Annotated in this window: 22 protein-coding genes; 20 read left to right on the top strand and 2 right to left on the bottom strand. The window is 46.0% G+C overall.

Going from position 1 to position 17,658, the window contains the following annotated elements; translation table 11 throughout:
• Nucleotides 1-2 precede the first annotated feature (2 nt).
• From ACL9RM_RS17790 to ACL9RM_RS17750, 9 genes are all read left to right on the top strand, one after another.
• A complete protein-coding gene (locus tag ACL9RM_RS17790) occupies nucleotides 3-1,010 on the top strand; it encodes a phosphotransferase family protein (RefSeq protein WP_250267843.1) in 1,008 nt (335 codons plus the stop codon).
• A 38-nt stretch (nucleotides 1,011-1,048) separates the two neighbouring features.
• Nucleotides 1,049-1,570 (top strand): GNAT family N-acetyltransferase, encoded by a 522-nt coding sequence (locus ACL9RM_RS17785; protein WP_061829090.1) that lies wholly within the window; start codon nucleotides 1,049-1,051, stop codon nucleotides 1,568-1,570.
• A gap of 28 nt (nucleotides 1,571-1,598) precedes the next feature.
• Nucleotides 1,599-2,048 carry a hypothetical protein gene (locus ACL9RM_RS17780; protein WP_061829091.1) on the top strand — a complete coding sequence of 150 codons (450 nt, stop codon included), beginning with the start codon at nucleotides 1,599-1,601 and terminating at the stop codon, nucleotides 2,046-2,048.
• A gap of 25 nt (nucleotides 2,049-2,073) precedes the next feature.
• Entirely contained in the window at nucleotides 2,074-2,430 is a 357-nt protein-coding gene (locus tag ACL9RM_RS17775) for a hypothetical protein (protein ID WP_231109405.1), read from the top strand.
• Nucleotides 2,431-2,563: 133 nt separating this feature from the next.
• Complete coding sequence (locus ACL9RM_RS17770) at nucleotides 2,564-3,598, top strand: NAD(P)/FAD-dependent oxidoreductase (protein WP_250267844.1); 1,035 nt, start codon at nucleotides 2,564-2,566, stop codon at nucleotides 3,596-3,598.
• 251 nt (nucleotides 3,599-3,849) lie between these two features.
• A complete protein-coding gene (locus tag ACL9RM_RS17765) occupies nucleotides 3,850-4,515 on the top strand; it encodes an HD domain-containing protein (protein ID WP_250267845.1) in 666 nt (221 codons plus the stop codon).
• Between the two features lie 168 nt (nucleotides 4,516-4,683).
• A complete protein-coding gene (locus ACL9RM_RS17760; RefSeq protein ID WP_250261995.1) occupies nucleotides 4,684-5,745 on the top strand; it encodes an SPFH domain-containing protein in 1,062 nt (353 codons plus the stop codon).
• A complete protein-coding gene (locus ACL9RM_RS17755; RefSeq protein WP_250267846.1) occupies nucleotides 5,742-6,743 on the top strand; it encodes a sugar kinase in 1,002 nt (333 codons plus the stop codon). The genes ACL9RM_RS17760 and ACL9RM_RS17755 overlap by 4 nt, the downstream gene beginning before the upstream one ends.
• 77 nt (nucleotides 6,744-6,820) lie before the next feature.
• Entirely contained in the window at nucleotides 6,821-7,000 is a 180-nt protein-coding gene (locus tag ACL9RM_RS17750) for a hypothetical protein (RefSeq protein ID WP_013309345.1), read from the top strand.
• Nucleotides 7,001-7,275: 275 nt separating this feature from the next.
• On the opposite strand, the gene ACL9RM_RS17745 is transcribed toward ACL9RM_RS17750, so the two are convergent.
• On the bottom strand, nucleotides 7,276-8,367 hold the full coding sequence (locus ACL9RM_RS17745) for a LuxR C-terminal-related transcriptional regulator (RefSeq protein ID WP_250268895.1): 1,092 nt from the start codon (nucleotides 8,365-8,367) through the stop codon (nucleotides 7,276-7,278).
• Between the two features lie 172 nt (nucleotides 8,368-8,539).
• On the opposite strand from ACL9RM_RS17745, the gene ACL9RM_RS17740 reads away from it, so the two are divergent.
• The 11 genes from ACL9RM_RS17740 (at nucleotide 8,540) to ACL9RM_RS17690 (ending at nucleotide 17,286) form a co-directional block, all read left to right on the top strand.
• Complete coding sequence (locus tag ACL9RM_RS17740) at nucleotides 8,540-9,307, top strand: class I SAM-dependent methyltransferase (protein ID WP_250267847.1); 768 nt, start codon at nucleotides 8,540-8,542, stop codon at nucleotides 9,305-9,307.
• Nucleotides 9,294-10,379, top strand: coding sequence for a saccharopine dehydrogenase family protein (locus ACL9RM_RS17735; protein WP_250267848.1), 1,086 nt, complete (start codon nucleotides 9,294-9,296; stop codon nucleotides 10,377-10,379). The genes ACL9RM_RS17740 and ACL9RM_RS17735 overlap by 14 nt, the downstream gene beginning before the upstream one ends.
• Before the next feature lie 301 nt (nucleotides 10,380-10,680).
• The gene (locus tag ACL9RM_RS17730; protein WP_061829100.1) at nucleotides 10,681-11,238 is read left to right on the top strand and encodes a hypothetical protein; all 558 of its coding nucleotides are present in this window, start codon (nucleotides 10,681-10,683) and stop codon (nucleotides 11,236-11,238) included.
• 46 nt (nucleotides 11,239-11,284) lie between these two features.
• Nucleotides 11,285-11,455, top strand: a complete 171-nt coding sequence (locus ACL9RM_RS17725) for a hypothetical protein (RefSeq protein ID WP_250267849.1) — start codon at nucleotides 11,285-11,287, stop codon at nucleotides 11,453-11,455.
• A gap of 33 nt (nucleotides 11,456-11,488) precedes the next feature.
• Complete coding sequence (locus ACL9RM_RS17720; protein ID WP_250267850.1) at nucleotides 11,489-12,202, top strand: HAD family hydrolase; 714 nt, start codon at nucleotides 11,489-11,491, stop codon at nucleotides 12,200-12,202.
• Nucleotides 12,199-12,786 (top strand): GNAT family N-acetyltransferase, encoded by a 588-nt coding sequence (locus ACL9RM_RS17715; protein ID WP_250267851.1) that lies wholly within the window; start codon nucleotides 12,199-12,201, stop codon nucleotides 12,784-12,786. The genes ACL9RM_RS17720 and ACL9RM_RS17715 overlap by 4 nt, the downstream gene beginning before the upstream one ends.
• Before the next feature lie 222 nt (nucleotides 12,787-13,008).
• Nucleotides 13,009-13,491 carry a DUF2809 domain-containing protein gene (locus tag ACL9RM_RS17710; RefSeq protein ID WP_235307856.1) on the top strand — a complete coding sequence of 161 codons (483 nt, stop codon included), beginning with the start codon at nucleotides 13,009-13,011 and terminating at the stop codon, nucleotides 13,489-13,491.
• A 60-nt stretch (nucleotides 13,492-13,551) separates the two neighbouring features.
• The gene (locus tag ACL9RM_RS17705) at nucleotides 13,552-14,763 is read left to right on the top strand and encodes a rhamnogalacturonan acetylesterase (RefSeq protein ID WP_250268896.1); all 1,212 of its coding nucleotides are present in this window, start codon (nucleotides 13,552-13,554) and stop codon (nucleotides 14,761-14,763) included.
• Nucleotides 14,764-14,878: 115 nt separating this feature from the next.
• Complete coding sequence (locus ACL9RM_RS17700; RefSeq protein WP_414126428.1) at nucleotides 14,879-15,823, top strand: class I SAM-dependent methyltransferase; 945 nt, start codon at nucleotides 14,879-14,881, stop codon at nucleotides 15,821-15,823.
• A 315-nt stretch (nucleotides 15,824-16,138) separates the two neighbouring features.
• Complete coding sequence (locus tag ACL9RM_RS17695) at nucleotides 16,139-16,696, top strand: hypothetical protein (RefSeq protein WP_069291458.1); 558 nt, start codon at nucleotides 16,139-16,141, stop codon at nucleotides 16,694-16,696.
• Nucleotides 16,697-16,725: 29 nt separating this feature from the next.
• The gene (locus ACL9RM_RS17690; RefSeq protein ID WP_414126427.1) at nucleotides 16,726-17,286 is read left to right on the top strand and encodes a GNAT family N-acetyltransferase; all 561 of its coding nucleotides are present in this window, start codon (nucleotides 16,726-16,728) and stop codon (nucleotides 17,284-17,286) included.
• Nucleotides 17,287-17,288: 2 nt separating this feature from the next.
• Here ACL9RM_RS17690 and ACL9RM_RS17685 read toward each other — a convergent pair whose 3' ends face one another.
• On the bottom strand, nucleotides 17,289-17,630 hold the full coding sequence (locus ACL9RM_RS17685) for a GIY-YIG nuclease family protein (protein WP_069291460.1): 342 nt from the start codon (nucleotides 17,628-17,630) through the stop codon (nucleotides 17,289-17,291).
• Nucleotides 17,631-17,658 lie beyond the last annotated feature (28 nt).

The following is a 17,658-nucleotide window of genomic DNA, read 5'->3' as shown; positions in this document are numbered from 1 at the left end:
AGATGACGACGACCATTTATTTTTCGTCTAATCGGCTAGGCGAGGTAACAAATGACCAAATGCAAAGGATGCTGAATCGTTTTGATTTGGGACGTTTGCTGTCTTACGAAAAAACGGCAGAAGGTGTCCTAGGGCAAACCCTCTATGTTTCCTCAACGGCTGGGCAGTTTGTGCTGAAGGGGAACCCGCTTTTTCTAGGGCAATGGATAGAAGAAAAGTTTATGGTGGAGCAAATACAGACACGGACTTCAATTCCCGTGCCAACACCGTATCTTGTGGATCATACGGAGGACATTTTTGGCTGGAGCTATGCAGTTATGCCTCGTCTATACGGTCAGCATATACATACACCTGAGTTGCAAGCAAAGCTGACCTCGCTGGATAAACAGCAAATGGCTGAAATGCTTGCTAATGTTCTGTTGGAGCTTCATAGCTGGAAGGTTAAGAACAGTGGAGAGCTGGATACAACAACTCTAGCCATTCGTCCTTTTGATGTTTCTTATCGAATATGGTTGTATGGGCGAATTCGATATTGGCTAGAGGATGCCAAAAAATACTCGAACATTTCTGTACAGGATATGGAATGGGTAGAGGAAATATTGGAAGGCTCCCGTCAAGCATTCGATCAGCTGGAAGCTGCCACCTTTGTGACGGGGGATTTTAAACCGCAAAATTTTCTTGTACAGAATGGGGATAAGGGTTGGAGAGTCAGTGGTCTTTTTGATTTTACGACAGCCTATTTTGGGGATGGGGTTGCAGATCTTCCGAAAATAACCACCATGTATCTGGAGAATGGCGAAGAAGAGTTGGCAAAAGGTTTTCTTACTGCTTACGCACAAGGAATGGAAGCTAAAGAAGGATTTACTGAGCGTTTCCGGGTGCATATGCTGCATCAGCAGGTTCTAAACTGGGGATGTGCCAAAGCGATGAAGCAAGTCACCTGGGATGATAAGCTCTCTTTTGCAGATTGGGCGCAAAAGTTCATAGATATTGAGGTATATGAGAAATAGCAGATGAATTGAACGTTTAAAGAGGAGGCCGTGAGTGGATGCAGACCGTCAGATTGGTAAAGCCGGATCGGGGCTGGAAGGATGCTTATCTTTCATTTTATGAGGAATGGAAAAAGAGTCAGGAGCATATGGTGCCTTGGGTGATTTCTATAGAACCGTACGATTTTGAAGGTATGCTGACGGTTTTAAGTAATCAGGAAAATGGAATGAACCTATCTGAAGGCTGGGTCAAAAGCTCAACATACTGGCTTGTGAATGCGAATGAACAGGTTGTGGGAGCAGTGAATATCAGACATGACCTTAACGAACACCTAATGAATGCCGGAGGTCATATCGGTTACGGTATCCGTCCTTCTGCACGAGGGAACAGGTACGCTGTTACAATGCTGGCCTTGGCGTTAGAAAAAGCAAAAGAGCTGGGGATTTCCCGAGCCCTGGTCGTATGCGACTCCGATAATATTGCCTCCAAAAAAACAATCATACAAAACGGCGGAACGCCGGACAAGGATTACATAGAGGAAGACGGAAACCGTGTAAACCGGTTTTGGATCGAACTGTGAGTGAGAAAGAGGGGAACGCGAGAAGCTCATGAAATTATGGCCTGAATATGCGCAAAACATTATTGTTGGTGTTATTTTTGAAGGGAAATGGAATTGGTATGTGACGGAAAGAGAGTATTGGTTTTTGAATACCGAGATGGAGGAACGGTTTGGCATCTCTATTTTGGATGAAACCACAGTGGGAGCATTTTTGGATCACATCTGTGAATATAAGGTGGCTACAGGGGAACTAACTTCAATGCTTCAGTTGCTGGATGAGGCTATTCAGCATCAGGATGAATTGTTGGAGTTCTGTCCTGCTCTGTATATTAACTTTGACGAGAAAGTTCTCTATTCGCTATTTCCTGAGCCAGCTTCGTTTGAACACTATGTCCCAGCGGGGTGGAAAGGGGAATATCAAAACTTTTTGAACGAGGTACCTTCACCTGAACAGTATTGGATGATCGATGGAAGTAATTTTTTTGAGAAATTCACTTGATAGGACGAAGGAGGCTGTTAAGAATATGGATTCTTCCATGCATGAGTTTATAATCATATCCAAGCACAGAATGTACGATCAATATTTGGTAAAGTTGCGGGCATGCATTGTGCTTTTGGATGAACAGGTGCTATGGCGCGTCGGTGAGGCGGAAACGAACAGTATTGGTGGGATCATCAACCATATCATGGTGCATGTGCGCAGAAACGCAGTCAAGCTTATGGACCCGACGATTACATACAAGCAAGGAATGGAGGATAGCTTTATACCTTCCATGCAAAACAAGGAACAACTGATGGATGAGGTAGAAGAAGCTTTTTCATCCTTCTGTGCAGCAATCCTCGCAAAATTTACGAGAATAACGGAAGTAGTAGTTATATAAACCTATAAAATATAGTTCTAAGGTCACTAAAAACTCTGTAATGGTCATGTTTTTATTTCTTAATTGATATTGATAATTATTATCACTTATAATAGGAGCAGACATATTACGCTATGATAGGGAGAGTTGCAGAGTGACAGTATCCTTGGAATTATATGATGTAACGATCATCGGCGGTGGTCCTGCCGGTATGTATACCGCATTTTACAGTGGAATGAGAGATATGAAGACCAAGCTGATCGAAGCCAAGCATGAGCTGGGCGGGCGGATGCGCATATACCCAGAGAAGATGATATGGGATGTCGGGGGGGTTACCCCGGTTTTATGTGAAAAGCTGATTGATCAGCTGGAGCAGCAGGCGCGGACGTTCGAGCCTACCATTGTGTTGGGACAGCAGATCACTGGTTTGGATCGGCAAGAGGATGGCACGTTCCTGCTAACTTCTGCCACAGGGGAACAGCATTGGACACGCACGATCGTTCTGGCAGTAGGCTATGGAATTCTCAAAATGGCTAAGCTGGAGATTGAGGGGGCGGACCGCTATGAGGTTACGAACCTGCATTATACGGTACAAGAGCTAGAGCCATTCCGGGGCAAGCACGTCCTGATTTCCGGTGGGGGCGACTCGGCGGTGGATTGGGCGAATGAGCTGGAGTCTATTGCGGCGAGTGTGACCGTCGTACATCGTCGGGATCACTTTGGCGGACATGAGAAAAATGTAGCTCGTATGAAATCATCTTCGGTCCGTGTTCTCACACCATACGCGGTGAGTCAGCTACATAGCAACAATGGAGAGACGATTGAACAGGTGACGATCAGTCATGTAGATACGGACGAAATACAGGTGTTGAATGTCGATGCAGTCATCGTAAATCATGGACTAAAATCCGATTTCGGCCCGCTTCGGGATTGGGGGCTGGATATGGGTGAGTGGCATGCCCGAGTGAGCGAAAAGCTGGAAACGAATCTACCAGGGATTTTCGCGGCAGGCGATTTTGTTGAGTACGGAAGCAAGTTGTATCTGATTGCCGGTGCGTTCACAGATGCCGCCCTTGCACTGAACAGCGCGAAGCTGCACATTGATCCAGCAGCTGACAAAGCGGCATATGTATCTTCTCATAACAGCCGTTTTAAGGAGAAGAACCGCGAGCTTGGTGTCGTGGAGTAGAGTAAGATACGGAATTAAGTTAAAGAGGATCGGGTTTAGATAGACAAACGAAAAAGAACTTCCGCGACTACGATTGATGTGGTTTTGGAGGTTCTTTTTTTTGTCAGGTTACTGACTTCTCGTTCTAAAGGTTGGATACCATACACCCTATAGAATAAAATGAAGAATGATTCGTAGTAAGCAAATGGACAAGCATTAAAAAATTAAACGAACCTACCATAGAAAGTATGGACGGGATTGAAAGGTGACATATGAAGAGACGAACGGAGCAACAGGAAGCGATGATGGCAGATATTATTCAAAAGGCGGAGCCCTTTGTACAGCAGCAGTTGGAGCATGATCATAGTGGTCACGATTGGTGGCATATAGACCGGGTGAGAAAGCTGTCCCTTAAAATTGCTGCCAAAGAGGGCGCAGATTCGTTTATTTGTGAGCTGGCAGCACTGCTGCATGATGTAGCGGATGAAAAATTAAATGATTCCAAACAAGCCGGGCTAGATAAAGTAGAGGAGTGGCTGCGTCTGCATATCAGCGATCCGAATGTAATCACGCACGTGATGACTATTATAGCTACGATGTCCTACAATGGTGGACAAAACCCGCCTATGGAGACGCTGGAAGGTCAAGTTGTACAGGATGCGGATCGGTTGGATGCTCTTGGAGCGATTGGGATTGCAAGAACCTTTATGTATGCAGGCTCAAAAGGCAGTATGATGCATCACCCGGATAAAGACTTTTCACAGCATGAGTATCGTGCCGCAGGTAAAAGTGCCATATACCATTTTTACGAAAAGCTACTCAAGCTCAAAGATTTAATGAATACCACTTATGCCCGAGAGCTGGCGGAGGTCCGGCATCAATGGATGGAGATGTACTTGGAGGAATTTTATAGAGAATGGAATGTGGATGATAAATAGAGTGTTTTAATAAGGCTGTTCCTCTAACCGAGTATATCGGAGGGGAAACAGCCTTTATTTTTTATAAATGTCATATTGATATTATCGAAAATGTGTGTTATTTTATTGTTAATAACAAAATGATAATAACAAAATATTATAAACTATAAAGAAAGCGGGGAAACGGCTATGTTTGGATTTAATTTTGTTAAATTTCAGCCCAGTGAATATGTGATGAAGGTGAAAAACGGGAAGGTGGTTCGGGAGGGTGTTGGATTATCTTTTTATTATTACGCCCCGACCACCTCGGTCGTCGTCGTGCCCGTCTCTTCCATTGATGTACCGTTCATGTTTGAGGATATGACGAATGATTTTCAGGCGGTGACGGTGCAGGGGCAACTGACTTATCGAATTGTAGATTATCGGAGAACGACGCAGATTTTAAACTATACGTATGACTTGAAGGAACGACGCTATATTTCGGATGATCCGAGCAAGCTGGCCCAACGGGTGATTAACATCGCCAAGGTGCTTACCAAAAAGTATTTGGAGCGTGTCCCGCTCAAAGAAGCTGTTCAGTCCAGTGAACGTCTGGCCCAAAATATGACGAAGGATATTGCTCAGCATACGGAAATGGAAAAGCTCGGCATTGAGGTTATGGGGTTGTCGATTTTGGCGATTCTACCCAATAAGGAGACGATGAGAGCGCTGGAGGCTCAAGCGAGGGAAGAGATTCTTCGCAACGCGGATCACGCTTTGTATGAGCGTCGTAATGCATCTATTGAGCAAGAGCGGCGTGTGAAGGAAAACGAGCTGAACACCGAGATTGCAGTGGAGACGAAAAAGAAACAAATCCGCGAAACTCAACTCGATGCCGAGCGTTCTGTGAAGCAAAAGCAAAGCGAGATGAAAGAGGAGCAGCTACGATTTGACACGGCCTTGGAGGAGAAAAAGCGCGAGCTGATTGAGCTGACCGTAACGAATAAAAAGGCAGAAGCCGATGCCAAGGCCTACGAGCTGACAGCAGTCATGAAATCGTTGCAGGATGTTGAGCCGAACGTACTTCAAGCTATGGCCAACATGGATATGAGCCCGGATAAGCTAATTGCGATAGCATTCCAGGAGCTTGCAGAAAATGCAGGGAAAATCGGTCAGCTGAATATTACACCGGATCTGCTGCAAGGACTCATGTCAGATACGGGAGCAAACGGATCAGCAGGATCGAGAGGGTCTGGAGGAAGAACACGATGAGCAGCCGAATGACAGAGCAAAAGATCATTTTAGTGAAGCGTAAAACGCGACTGGAGGAACTGATTGTTCGATACAATACGGTGCAGCAGGCTCGCTTCTTTATGGAACGGCTGGGTGCGGATTTCAGTGATTATGTGCTGGAGGACGAAAATTACCGCAGGGCGGTGGCAACGGCTACGTCGGAGTTAACGGCCTTGGGTTGTGTTCAGATTGTGGAGCGGGAGCATGTGCCGAACTTTATTTTTGGTGAGCAGGATACAGTGGTGGTGCTGGGTCAGGATGGGCTGGTAGCCAACACGTTAAAATATTTGACCGAGCAACCGCTTATTGGTGTGAATCCAGATCCATTGCGCTGGGACGGGGTATTGCTGCCGTTTACTGTATCCGATCTGCGCTGGGTGGTGCCGGATGTATTCGTGCACAGACGGCCAATTAAGGAAGTTACGCTGGCTAAGGCCCAATTAAATGATGGCCAATCCTTGTATGCTGTAAATGATTTGTTCATTGGGCGCAAAACTCATGTCTCCGCGAGATATGAGTTAAGACTGGAGGATCAGGTAGAGCAGCAATCCTCTAGCGGCATTATCGTTTCAACCGGATTGGGAGCGACAGGCTGGCTGACCAGCGTGCTTGCTGGAGCGGCCGGGATTGTCGGCAGTGCTACACGGCATCCCATCTCGCTGACTCCAGGCCAGCTGATGCCAGGTGCAGCCTTCAGTCAGGAAGGGACAGTAGACGGAACGAGTCAGGATCATCGTGCAACCTGGAGTTTGCCATCACTTTATTTTACAGTGAGAGAACCATTCCCCAGTCGAACGACTGCTGCGGATCTTGTGTTTGGTCAGGTAGCAGCCGAAAAGCCGTTACGGATTGCATCGCAGATGCCGGAAAATGGAGTTATTTTCAGCGATGGAGTGGAAAGCGACTTTCTGGAGTTTAATGCTGGCATTGAGGCGACCATTGAACCAGCGGAGAAAAAAGGGCATCTGGTCGTGTAGAGGTTTGTACAGGACGGCAATGGGTAATTATGAGTAAGGTACAACCATCAGATGAAATTAAAAAAGGAGGAATCAACATGAGCGATCACACTCAAGACGAAGCGAAAATCCGCAACAAGAAGGACGAGGACGGAGATTCCTTGATGGAGAAAACGAAGCTGGAAAATGGCGTGGATATCGAGCCTGAGGCTGATGAATGGATTGCGAAGCCCTCACCAGTATCATACGATGATACGAACTCCTCTTCGAAGAAATAAGGCTCTTGTGTCCAAATAGAGCAGTGAAGCAAAGACAGATGACCCCTAATCGGGTCATCTGTCCAGAGTGTCGAGAAAGTCCAGAGGACTTTTCGACACTTCTATTTTTATATGGGGAGACGCATCTTTTAAAACAAAAATCGATTTAAAACGATCTGAGGACCCTAGTTTTTAGACCACTAAGACAGTTTTAAACCCCCTGCAAAAAAACAGGGGGTTTCTCGACAGCCTGGACAGATGACCCCTAATCGGGTCATCTGTCTTTTTTACATAGGTTAGTTGAATCTGGAATATACCTTCCATACGAGCTCACGACGGCTGCTTACATCTGTTTTCAAGAAAATCGCTTTAAGATGATCCTGTACCGTGTAGGCAGTAATATGAAGTGCGCTGGCCAGCTCCTTGGTCGAAAAGCCTTTAACAATGAGCTGGACAATTTGTCTCTCTCGTTCGGACCATGAGTACACCTCGGTCATAAGCGGCAGCATGTCAGTTGCTTTAGCAGCCTCAAACCATACGGCTAGCTGTTTCTGGCCCGTATGCTCCTGTCCGCCTTGCAAAAGGGTGGCCCTGATGGTTACCCATGGGGTTCCTGCGTCTGCGGAAGGGATACATAGTCGGGCTGGTGCAGTGGCAGTGGATAGCGCTCGCAAGCATACCGCCCGGACAGGAGCCGGAAGGCTGTCTTCATGGATTCCCTCCTGCTGCCGAAGCAGCTGTAGCCACTGCTCTGCTACTGTATTGGATGAGATCGGTTCTAGCTTATCAGAAAGTATGAGAACTCCTGGTTCAAGTTCATTTTCCGTAATCATGGCAGGGGCTGGAGATAGACCGACACTGGCCTGACGCAGATGGTAGGCAATGGATGGCGCTAACGCTTCAAGCAGTTGTTGCTCTTCCTCGCTGAATACAGGTTTTCCATGATGACGGAACAACGTAAGAAATCCCCAACAGCTCCCTTTGTACATAAACGGAACACGTAGCTCGTCCCCGAATCCAGCGGGTTGCAAAACATCTCTATATCGTGTGCTCCGATCCGGTTGGCCTTGTGTAGACCCATGTAGCGTGGCTACAGACTGTCCGTCTCGCACCAACTGATCATACTTCATCATATCGTCGTGCAGATATTCGTATTCTAGCAGTTTGTTATGAATGTCCTCCACACCCGATTCTATAAATGCCCCCGTGGAAAGCAGCGTACGCGGATCTACTGAGGTACAGCACGCCGCATCGAAAGCAACCTGAGTACGCAAGCGGTCGATTAGGGTGTGCTTGTACGTTAGGGATGAGGGGGCTTTTTTCCCCAGATCAATGATCTGCTGTCGAGCGTCCTTAAGCTGTGCAAATGGCGTGTAATGTGCGTTCATCATTTACTCCTATCGTGAAAGCTGGAGATTCTCAAGCACGATTATTAAATCCCACATTTATGGGATGGTGGATATTCGTATTGTCTTTATAATTGAGAATGATTCTTAATTAAATCAACAATAAACGAATGGTCTGAGAAGATCAAGGCTAAATGTTTGGAGGAAAGCACATATGAAACATACCCCTATTGGAAATACGGACTCAAATCAACCGATGAGCTGGAATCATCCGAATGTGCATAAGTACGCGGATACGATTGCTTTAAAAATACCTGGATATGCTCATTTGTACGAGATGACAGACTGTTTGATAACCGCACAGCTTGAGGCACAAGCTCATACTCGAAATATAGATCCAAATGTGCTAATTGTCGGTGCTGGAGGCGGTCAGGAATTGATAACGCTCGGAGGGCGCCATGAAGCATGGTCCTTTACGGCAGTTGATCCCTCTGAGCACATGCTGGATTTGGCACGTAAGCGTGTGACACATGCGGGCATCAGTTCAACAATATCGTTTGTTGCAGGTACGTTGGAAGAGTCATCCAGAGGACCGATCTATGACGCTGCAACCTGCCTGCTGGTGCTTCATTTTCTTCAGAGCTTGGAAAGTAAACAGGCATTGCTACGCCAGATATCTGCTCGACTCAAGCCGGGTGCACCTTTTTGTCTAGCTTCTATTAATGGGAATTCGCAGGAGCCTTCTTTTTCCATCCAAATGCAGGCGTGGAAGGGTCATATGCTGAGTCAGGGCATTTCACTGGAGGATTGGGAACGATTCGCTGCTTCCATCGGTCGTGAGTCAAACCCGGTGTCCAATGCGGCAATACAGGAACTGTTGATAGATGCAGGCTTTACCCATATCACCCGGTATTATGGCGCTTTTTTAATAAATGCATGGTTTGCGGTTAAAGAGGGAGAGACGACTTATGACAAAGGATAACATCATCACCATTGGCGGGTATGGCCATGTTGGAAAAATTATATGCACGGAGTTAAGTGAAATGTTTCCCGGCAAGGTATTTGCCGCAGGTCGTAGTCTGGAGCGGGCCACTGAATTTAGTAGACAATCGAATGGTGAGATACGGCCCTTGCAGCTAAATATTCATGAGCCGATGGACCCGTCGATATTAGAGCAAGCTAAATTGGTTATCATGTGTCTGGATCAGGACAATACGGCCTTGGTACGTGCCTGTCTACAACATGGGGTACATTATATGGATATTACAGCGAATGCGGCCTTTTTGAGTCAGGTGGAGCAGTGTCATCAAGAGGCCCGAGCTTATCAGGCCACAGCCCTGTTAAGTGTAGGATTAGCTCCGGGGCTGACCAATTTGTTAGCACTGCAAGCGACGCAGCTCATGGATCAGACAGATGAGTTGAACATATCTTTGATGCTAGGCTTGGGAGATCAACACGGTCAGGCTGCCATTGAGTGGACAGTAGATCAGATTCATGCCGATTTGGAGGTTATAGAACAGGGACGCCTGGTGACTCGAAAAAGCTTTACCGACGGCATAGTGGCAGACTTTGGTGCAGGAGTGGGGCGCCATCGGGCGTATCGATTTCCTTTTTCGGATCAGCAGACACTTCCTCGTACGCTCAAAGTTCCTACCGTTAGCACACGCCTTTGCTTTGATTCGCGCTTGACCACCCGGCTTCTGGCAGGGCTTCGAACGATAGGAGTATCAGGTTTACTCCGACAGCAAACCGTGCGTGATGCGGTGGTTCGCAGCTTTGGCAAGGTACATATAGGAGGGAATGCTGTAGCGGTCAAGGTAGATGCTCAAGGAACTCTCAATGGCAAAGAGACGAAGGTTGAATGCCGGCTAAGGGGCCACCATCAGTCTGATTTAACCGCTAAGGCAGCCGTCTTTGCAGCGCTCGCCCTGTACCGTTCAGAACTTCCATATGGTGTATTTCACATGGAGCAGGTTTTTTCGTGGAATCGCATGCAGGCTTGGTTGGGGCAGCAAGTATCCGTAGATATTCAGGTGAACGGACAGCAAGCATAGAAATCATATATTTTAATAAAGGACTCTCATATAATCCAAGCTTATTCAGCAATGTATTGCGGATAAGACTTGGATTTCTTTTCCTATTGAATTACACTAGAATGAAGTACATATTTTTGGAAAAGACCTAAGGGGATGATATGAAATGTGGAACCCCTATGAAAATAGCAGACAGCATACGCAGGAACGAGGGGATATTTTATGGAAGGCCCGCGCCGTGTTGGTAAAGTTGAAGTTACAAGCCTGGTAGGCCTCTTGACCAATCCGGTCAACTAGCTAGCTGCTGAGGAGTCGATAAGAGATGGATATCGCTTATATCATAGATTTATTACGTAAACACGATGTGACCTTAGCTCCAGGCTTATCCATGCAAGAGGTTACCGATGTCGAAGGCAGGTATGATATTCACTTCCCGCCCGATTTGAGGGAGCTTCTGATGAGTGTTCTTCCCATCGGTAAAAGCTTTATCCCTTGGAGAGATACGTCACCACAGCGGATGGGTGTAATTCGGCAAAGGTTGAATTGGCCGCTGGAAGGTATGATTTTTGATGTGGAGCAACATATATTCTGGCCTCCCGAATGGGGCGAAAAACCGACAGATTCGGCGGAAGCCGTTGATATATGTAAACGTGAGATTTTACGTGTGCCCAAGCTAATCCCGATCAACGGCCATCGATATATCCCAGAGCAGCCATCTGAAGAAGGAAATCCGGTATTTTCAGTGTATCAAACGGATATTATCGTGTATGGGGAATGTTTGCAGGAGTATTTCAAGCTGGAGTTTGGGGAGAAGCCTTATGAACAAATTGATTTTAATGCCGTAAAAAAGGTGCGTTTTTGGAGCAACTTTTGTGAGTGAGTGTCAGGAAGATGAATAAGTCGAAACGAAGGAAGGGGAGCATGATGTGAAGGTGGAGCAGGATTTGGAAGAAATCAAAGAAAGGTTGACCCAGATCGAGACCAAACTGGAACAAAAGTCGACCTCCAAGAGAATCTTGAAGTACATGATCATCATTTTCTTGTCTATTTTTTTTCTTTTATTTCTAATAGGAATTATTCAATTTGTTTCAACCTAATCGGTGCAAGAGGATGAAGGAAGGGAGCTATTTATGTCCATAGAAGCGATTATTTTTGATCTGGATAATACTCTTATTCATCGCAAACAGGCGTTTGCGGCATATACAGAGTGCTTTATAGAACGATTTATTGTGGCAGAAGAACCTGCGATCCGCGCGGCTGTCGTTGAACAGATACGTTTGGCGGATCAGGACGGATATCGGGATAAGATGGAACTGTATACTGAGCTGCATGCAGACTTGGAACTGAAAAATCCCGATACGTCAGTACAAGAGATGTTGGGCTTTTGGTATGGTGAATTTCATAAGTTTACGGTGTTGATGGACGGGGCCAAGGAAGTGCTGTCCGAACTGCGGTCGCGTGGCTTGAAGCTTGGTATTATTACCAACGGCTCACTCCATACGCAGCAAGCGAAAATCGACCGAGTTATGCTGAGGGATTATGTGGATTCTATTATCGTATCGGGCGGCGTCAACATCCAGAAGCCTAATCCTCGAATTTTCGAGTTGGCTCTGAATGAGCTGGGCATTGTCGATCCCGGCCATGCCTGCTATGTAGGCGATCACCCGACAAATGATATTCGTGGTGCACAAAGTGCAGGATTGCATACCATCTGGCTGGAAGGCTTTATGACGTGGCAGGAAACGGGCATTGTACCGGACTATCAGATTGGGAGTTTGCGTGAAATCACAGGTTGGCTGGATCGTCGCAGTTATTCAACGAATAAGGAGGAGGGTGCATCATGAGTATGGAGCAGCAACCGAATCCCATTCTCTTATCGTTCCCTGACCAATTCCAGACGGAACGATTGACCATACGCGCCCCGCAGTGGGGGGATGGGGCGGCAGTCAATGAGGCGATGCGAGAGAGTGCGAATGAACTGCGGCCTTGGCTTCCGTTTGCAAGAAATCTTCCTACGGCAGAGGAATCTGAAATCCGTTCGCGCCAAGCCAGACTTAAATTTCTGGATCGGTCTGATATGATGTTGTATATATTTGATACGGTTTCGGGAGAATTTGTAGCCAGCAGCGGTCTGCACCGTATTGATTGGGATGCACGAAGATTTGAAATTGGGTACTGGCTCAGAACATCATGGACCGGAGAAGGCATTATCACAGAGGCCGTGCACGGTATTACGAATTTTGCCATACAGCATTTGAATGCCAATCGGGTGGAGATTCGTTGTGATTCCAGAAACACACGCAGCGCCAAGGTAGCGGAACGTGCAGGTTTTACACTGGAGGGGATTTTAAGAAACGTCGAGTATGATGAAGAGGGAAGCATGGCACACCAAATGGTTTTTGCCAAGGTGCGTGGTATTGAATTCTAGTATCCTCACATGAACAGTTTGGAAGTTGCTGATGGTTTGTACGATATTACGGAGGCTCATTATGATTAATTATTTTATGAAAAATACAGACAAGTTAGTGTGCATACAATATGTCATCAGCAAAAGGTTCAGTAATCTTGCAAGCGCTATCCAAAAGAGGATGCTTTACGAATTTCCAGCAGCTTGGCGAAGATGTCCCAGCATTAGGACAGGTGATTTAGCATGAGGAGCGTTCGTAAGAGCGTCATTAGGAAGGCCAATCGGGAAATAAAGGCGAAATTCCGCTGGAAGGCCCGCGCTGCGTACCTAATTGCTGTGCTGGTCACGATTTTGTTGGGTTTGGGAAGCCGGGTTTTCTCCTCCCAGTTGCCTGAATTCGTTGCTAATCACTTTGGGGATGCTTTGTGGGCGTGCATGATTTATTTTGGGCTGAGAATGTTGTGGGTGAATCGTCAATTGTCTGTAGCCCTGTGGGGCAGCTTGCTGTTTTGCTTCGCCATTGAGTTCAGCCAGATGTACCAGGCTCCCTGGATTAACCACATTCGGGCAACGACGCTGGGCGGCTTGGTGCTTGGGAAAGGGTTTCTGACCGCGGATCTGATCAGGTATACAGTTGGCATTGTGGTATCCTGGGCGCTGGATCAAGGCTGTCAAAAGCTGGCGGGGAGCAATACACGTAGAGACAATGACAAACCACTCAAATAACCTGAAAAGCGAGGGTTGCGCTTGAAACAAAAGGGAAAGCGTCACAGGTTGTTCGGTAAGATGATTGGATTATGCGCAGGATTCAGCTTGTTGTTTGCAACCATACTTATCCCCGGGCAGGCACTGGCCGAAAGACAGCTTGCGGCGCCTCTTCGATTCGACTTTGGCCCAGGGAACGTAGCTGACGGCTACACCCAAGTCACTGCCAAGGATGTTTACACGCCTGAGCGAGGCTATGGATTTACCGATCTTTCCAAGGTGGATGAAGAGGATCGTGGTGGAAATGATGCTATACGCTCAGATTTTGTTCGTGTTCAAGGATCATCATTTGTTGTCAATTTACCACCTGCTGATTACACGCTTTCCCTTATTGCCGGAGATACTGCCGGAAACACAGACATTACGGTTAAAGCCGAGTCCATTGTCAAGGTAGAACCTACTACCAAAACAGCAGGACAATTTGTCGAGGCTGGATTTGAACTTGCACTCATCGATGGGCAGCTTGAATTGTATTTCTCAGGTAATGAAGCGAAGATTAACGCTTTGGTTATTACTCCAAAGGATGCTCGAACGGCTGGAGAACACCCTTCGGTATACCTTGCGGGAGATTCTACGGTTCAAACCTATAAATCCGCGATGAAGCCTCAAGCGGGCTGGGGGCAAATGATTGCTCCGTTCTTCACAGATGAGCCTATTTTTGTGAACCGTTCTATTGGTGGACGAAGCACGAAAACCTTTCTGGTACAAGGGCGGTTAGATGATATTTTACGCAATATCCGACCAGGAGATTATCTGCTCATTCAGTTTGGACATAATGATGCCGCGATCAACAACCAAGAGCGTTATGTTTCACCCGCGGATTACAAAGTTTACTTGAAAACCTACATCCAAGGAGCCATCCAACGCGGTGCAACACCTGTGCTAATTACTCCTGTTGGCCGCCGGGATTATGATGCGGCAAGTGCCTCGTTTCGGATTAGTTTCCCGGAATATGTGCAGGCCATGAAGGAAACAGCATCGGAGACAAATGTTGCACTGGTCGATCTTAGCCGCTTGAGTGTAGCGTACTACGATACACTTGGCCTCGAAGGAACACTTCCGTTATTTTTACATGTGGAGCCAGGGGTGTATCCTGCATTTCCTGATGGAGTGAAGGATGATACACATTTTCAGGAATACGGTGCGGAGCAAATAGCTCGGCTGGTAGCTCAGGGAATACGTGAGCTGAACATTCCTTTATCCTCTTATGTACAGGCGGAAGATTCGCAATAAAACATTATTTCCATAGTCATGGTATACTTAGAAAATAAGCTGGCCCTACCCAAAGATAGCATTGCTTAGGCTTGGGTAGGGCTTTAATGTTCTGGATCTTAAGGAGGAAGCGAGAATGACAGTCGCCCAACTTCATAATCTTATTAACGGTCAACTCCTGTACAATCAGCATCGGAGTTTATTTTATATGCGCGAGGGTTCTGTTCTGTTAGGACCTTCAACAGAAATGACGTACTGGCTGACGCAGAGAAGCTCGGAGCTGATCCTCATGCTTCAAAGCTTGAAGCGCCAGCATACGTATAACGCTTTTGTGACGGATGTAGCGGCTAAAATACTGTCCCAGTTTGTAAATACCAATCAGTATCTACATTTTCACACAGATCATGCGAGGGAGCTTACGGAGCTGTACGATCGACTCTTCACTCGGATTGAAAAGTTGTTCCAGAAAAAATCTATAGATATAGAAATCCTGGACTTGCTGCTTCAGCAGCATTACGGGCATTTGAGAGATTTTTTAACTCGTACCAATGGACGTGAAATGTTTGCTAAGTATGCAGAGTGTGAGTATACCTTTTGGATACCTTGTGAGGAATATACGCCGGAGTTGCAAGCTAATCTACTAGGATTGGACATTGCTCGTTTGCAAGAGCCTGTTCTAGATGTTGGTTGCGGATCTGAGGCACGGTTGGTTACTTATTTACGTGCCTATGGAATTGAGGCTTACGGAACAGATCGGCTGGCTGAAACAGAAGGTTGTGTCACTCGAGGAGATTGGTTAGAGACCACCTTTGGAGAAAGTGCATGGGGGACGATCATTTCACATATGGCATTCTCCAATCATTTTATACATCATCATCTGAAGGAAGATGGTAATATTCATGGGTACGCTCGCAAATATATGGAATTGCTTAGAGCCATTCGGCCAGGGGGGAGTTTTATTTACAGTCCGTGCCTTCCGTTTATGGAAGAGCTTTTGGATGCCCGAATGGGTTATCAAGTAGAGTATATCCAGTCATCTGAAGGTTACCGGGCCACGAAAATAACGCGTGTACATTCATAAGCGCGAGTAGTAGTCCATTCATTTGTCAGATTCATTCTTGGAATGGTAGTATAAGGACAGATATTACTCTATTTGGGATTCTGTTAATGATAAAGATTCTCATGAAGCTAATTAGACACCATTTTTTTTAGAGGATGATCATTAGCTGTATGGCTGCACTGAATAATAATAATTAGCTTACGGATAACGGAATTTTCAGGAAAGATTAAATCATATTTTCCTAAAAGCCGATATATGGGAATGAGGCGAGAACATACTGTTATTATACCCGCCCGAAAATGGAAGTATATAATTTGGGTTAGGAGAGTAGAAGAAGTGTCAGATCTGTATACGAAAAAAGAAGTAGAAGATTATGTAACGAACGTGGTTTTCGAACGACCTTTAGGTGTAAGCATTTCAGCCATTTTATTGATCTTTAATGGGGCACTTCTGTTGGTGACCCAGCTATTGACGCTTAATGCATTAAATGAGGCTTCTACGTTAGTAGGCATTTGTAGGGGCATGTTTCAAGGATTTATCGCGTTACTCGGTTTGGCAGGGACGACTGCTGGTGTCGGTATGTTATTTGGTAAGAAGTGGGCTTGGTGGCTGGCAGTATTTTATTTTACATATGAGACCATGCGTTATACGTGTGCAATTCTGTTTATTCCGGATGTCCCTCCAACGTTGGGCGGTGTACAGCTAAACCCTGCTCTATACTACGTAAAATATGGTATGCGTATTATTTGGAATTTGTTGTTTACGTTGTTCATGTGTCGTAGTAAAGTCACAGGTTTTTTTCAAACAAGTGGAATCAGCAAGTGGAGAGCATGTATTGTATTATTCTTCATAAATGGAGTGATGGTTGGGATTGGCTGGTGGCTGATAAGATAGGTTCTTCGATGTAAAGGAGGAGATGGATAATGTCAATGGAAACGTTTCCGATTTTAGAAACCGATAGGCTTCGTTTAAGACAGCTTATAGTAGGGGATGCGGCGGATGTGTTCGGCTATTTTTCCAAGGATGAGGTCACACAATATTATGACTTGGAAAGCTTTACAGAGGTAGAGCAAGCCGAAAAATTTATTCGTTCGATGCTAACCAGATATGAGAAGCAAGAGGGCTTTCGTTGGGGGATTACGTTAAAAGAAGCTCCTGAGCGGATCGTGGGTACAATTGGATTCCATAACTGGCACAAGGAGCACTCCCGTATTGAAATTGGGTATGAGCTGGCACCGGAATATTGGCGGCAAGGTCTGATGACAGAAGCGATGAAGGTGGTCGTGAATTATGGCTTTCAATTGCCGCAGGTTCATCGTATAGAAGCCTTCATTGATCCAGATAACGAAGGCTCCAAACGGCTGCTGCTCAAAAGTGGCTTTACTAAAGAAGGTCACCTAAGAGACTATTTTTATGAAAAAGGTCAGTTTGTCGACGCTGTTATTTTTGGCTACCTTCGGAAGGAGTTTTCCGTGGATCGGTAAGTTTACAAATATCCCTTGTCTCCGTATGGCTGGAGTCGATCAAGCCAGGTCTGCTCCAGCTTTGTCAGTGCATCTTTGACATCAAAGAACGCTGAGTCTTTTTTCTTCAAAACGTCCAGCACTTCAAATTCAAACGAATCTTCGCCATACTCATTCCATTCCTGTTGCAGTTGTTTATTCTTAAATCCACCCATGTTCAGCTCAAAACGCCGTCCATTCAGCGACTTTAAATTCGGCGTGGAAGAGACGAAAATTTTCCCATTACGTGTATTTCGAATGCAATAGATTCCTGCCTCTGTCTTCATCTCCATGTACTGCTGCACCAATTCTTTTCTTCGATTCATTGTCGAATCCTCCTATTGTATAAACGTT

Origin of the sequence: Paenibacillus sp. S29 (genome assembly GCF_049319765.1) — a bacterium.
Classification (GTDB): domain Bacteria; phylum Bacillota; class Bacilli; order Paenibacillales; family Paenibacillaceae; genus Paenibacillus; species Paenibacillus polymyxa_B.
Note: the sequence above shows the minus strand (reverse complement) of the source record. Positions and strands in the feature narration are given on the sequence as shown.

Coding starts and splice junctions, on each gene's coding strand:
- ACL9RM_RS17790 (WP_250267843.1), top strand. CDS start 3: ATGACGACGACCATTTATTTTTCGTCTAATCGGCTAGGCGAGGTAACA.
- ACL9RM_RS17785 (WP_061829090.1), top strand. CDS start 1,049: ATGCAGACCGTCAGATTGGTAAAGCCGGATCGGGGCTGGAAGGATGCT.
- ACL9RM_RS17780 (WP_061829091.1), top strand. CDS start 1,599: ATGAAATTATGGCCTGAATATGCGCAAAACATTATTGTTGGTGTTATT.
- ACL9RM_RS17775 (WP_231109405.1), top strand. CDS start 2,074: ATGGATTCTTCCATGCATGAGTTTATAATCATATCCAAGCACAGAATG.
- ACL9RM_RS17765 (WP_250267845.1), top strand. CDS start 3,850: ATGAAGAGACGAACGGAGCAACAGGAAGCGATGATGGCAGATATTATT.
- ACL9RM_RS17760 (WP_250261995.1), top strand. CDS start 4,684: ATGTTTGGATTTAATTTTGTTAAATTTCAGCCCAGTGAATATGTGATG.
- ACL9RM_RS17755 (WP_250267846.1), top strand. CDS start 5,742: ATGAGCAGCCGAATGACAGAGCAAAAGATCATTTTAGTGAAGCGTAAA.
- ACL9RM_RS17750 (WP_013309345.1), top strand. CDS start 6,821: ATGAGCGATCACACTCAAGACGAAGCGAAAATCCGCAACAAGAAGGAC.
- ACL9RM_RS17745 (WP_250268895.1), bottom strand. CDS start 8,367: ATGAACGCACATTACACGCCATTTGCACAGCTTAAGGACGCTCGACAG.
- ACL9RM_RS17740 (WP_250267847.1), top strand. CDS start 8,540: ATGAAACATACCCCTATTGGAAATACGGACTCAAATCAACCGATGAGC.
- ACL9RM_RS17735 (WP_250267848.1), top strand. CDS start 9,294: ATGACAAAGGATAACATCATCACCATTGGCGGGTATGGCCATGTTGGA.
- ACL9RM_RS17730 (WP_061829100.1), top strand. CDS start 10,681: ATGGATATCGCTTATATCATAGATTTATTACGTAAACACGATGTGACC.
- ACL9RM_RS17720 (WP_250267850.1), top strand. CDS start 11,489: ATGTCCATAGAAGCGATTATTTTTGATCTGGATAATACTCTTATTCAT.
- ACL9RM_RS17715 (WP_250267851.1), top strand. CDS start 12,199: ATGAGTATGGAGCAGCAACCGAATCCCATTCTCTTATCGTTCCCTGAC.
- ACL9RM_RS17710 (WP_235307856.1), top strand. CDS start 13,009: ATGAGGAGCGTTCGTAAGAGCGTCATTAGGAAGGCCAATCGGGAAATA.
- ACL9RM_RS17705 (WP_250268896.1), top strand. CDS start 13,552: ATGATTGGATTATGCGCAGGATTCAGCTTGTTGTTTGCAACCATACTT.
- ACL9RM_RS17700 (WP_414126428.1), top strand. CDS start 14,879: ATGACAGTCGCCCAACTTCATAATCTTATTAACGGTCAACTCCTGTAC.
- ACL9RM_RS17690 (WP_414126427.1), top strand. CDS start 16,726: ATGTCAATGGAAACGTTTCCGATTTTAGAAACCGATAGGCTTCGTTTA.
- ACL9RM_RS17685 (WP_069291460.1), bottom strand. CDS start 17,630: ATGAATCGAAGAAAAGAATTGGTGCAGCAGTACATGGAGATGAAGACA.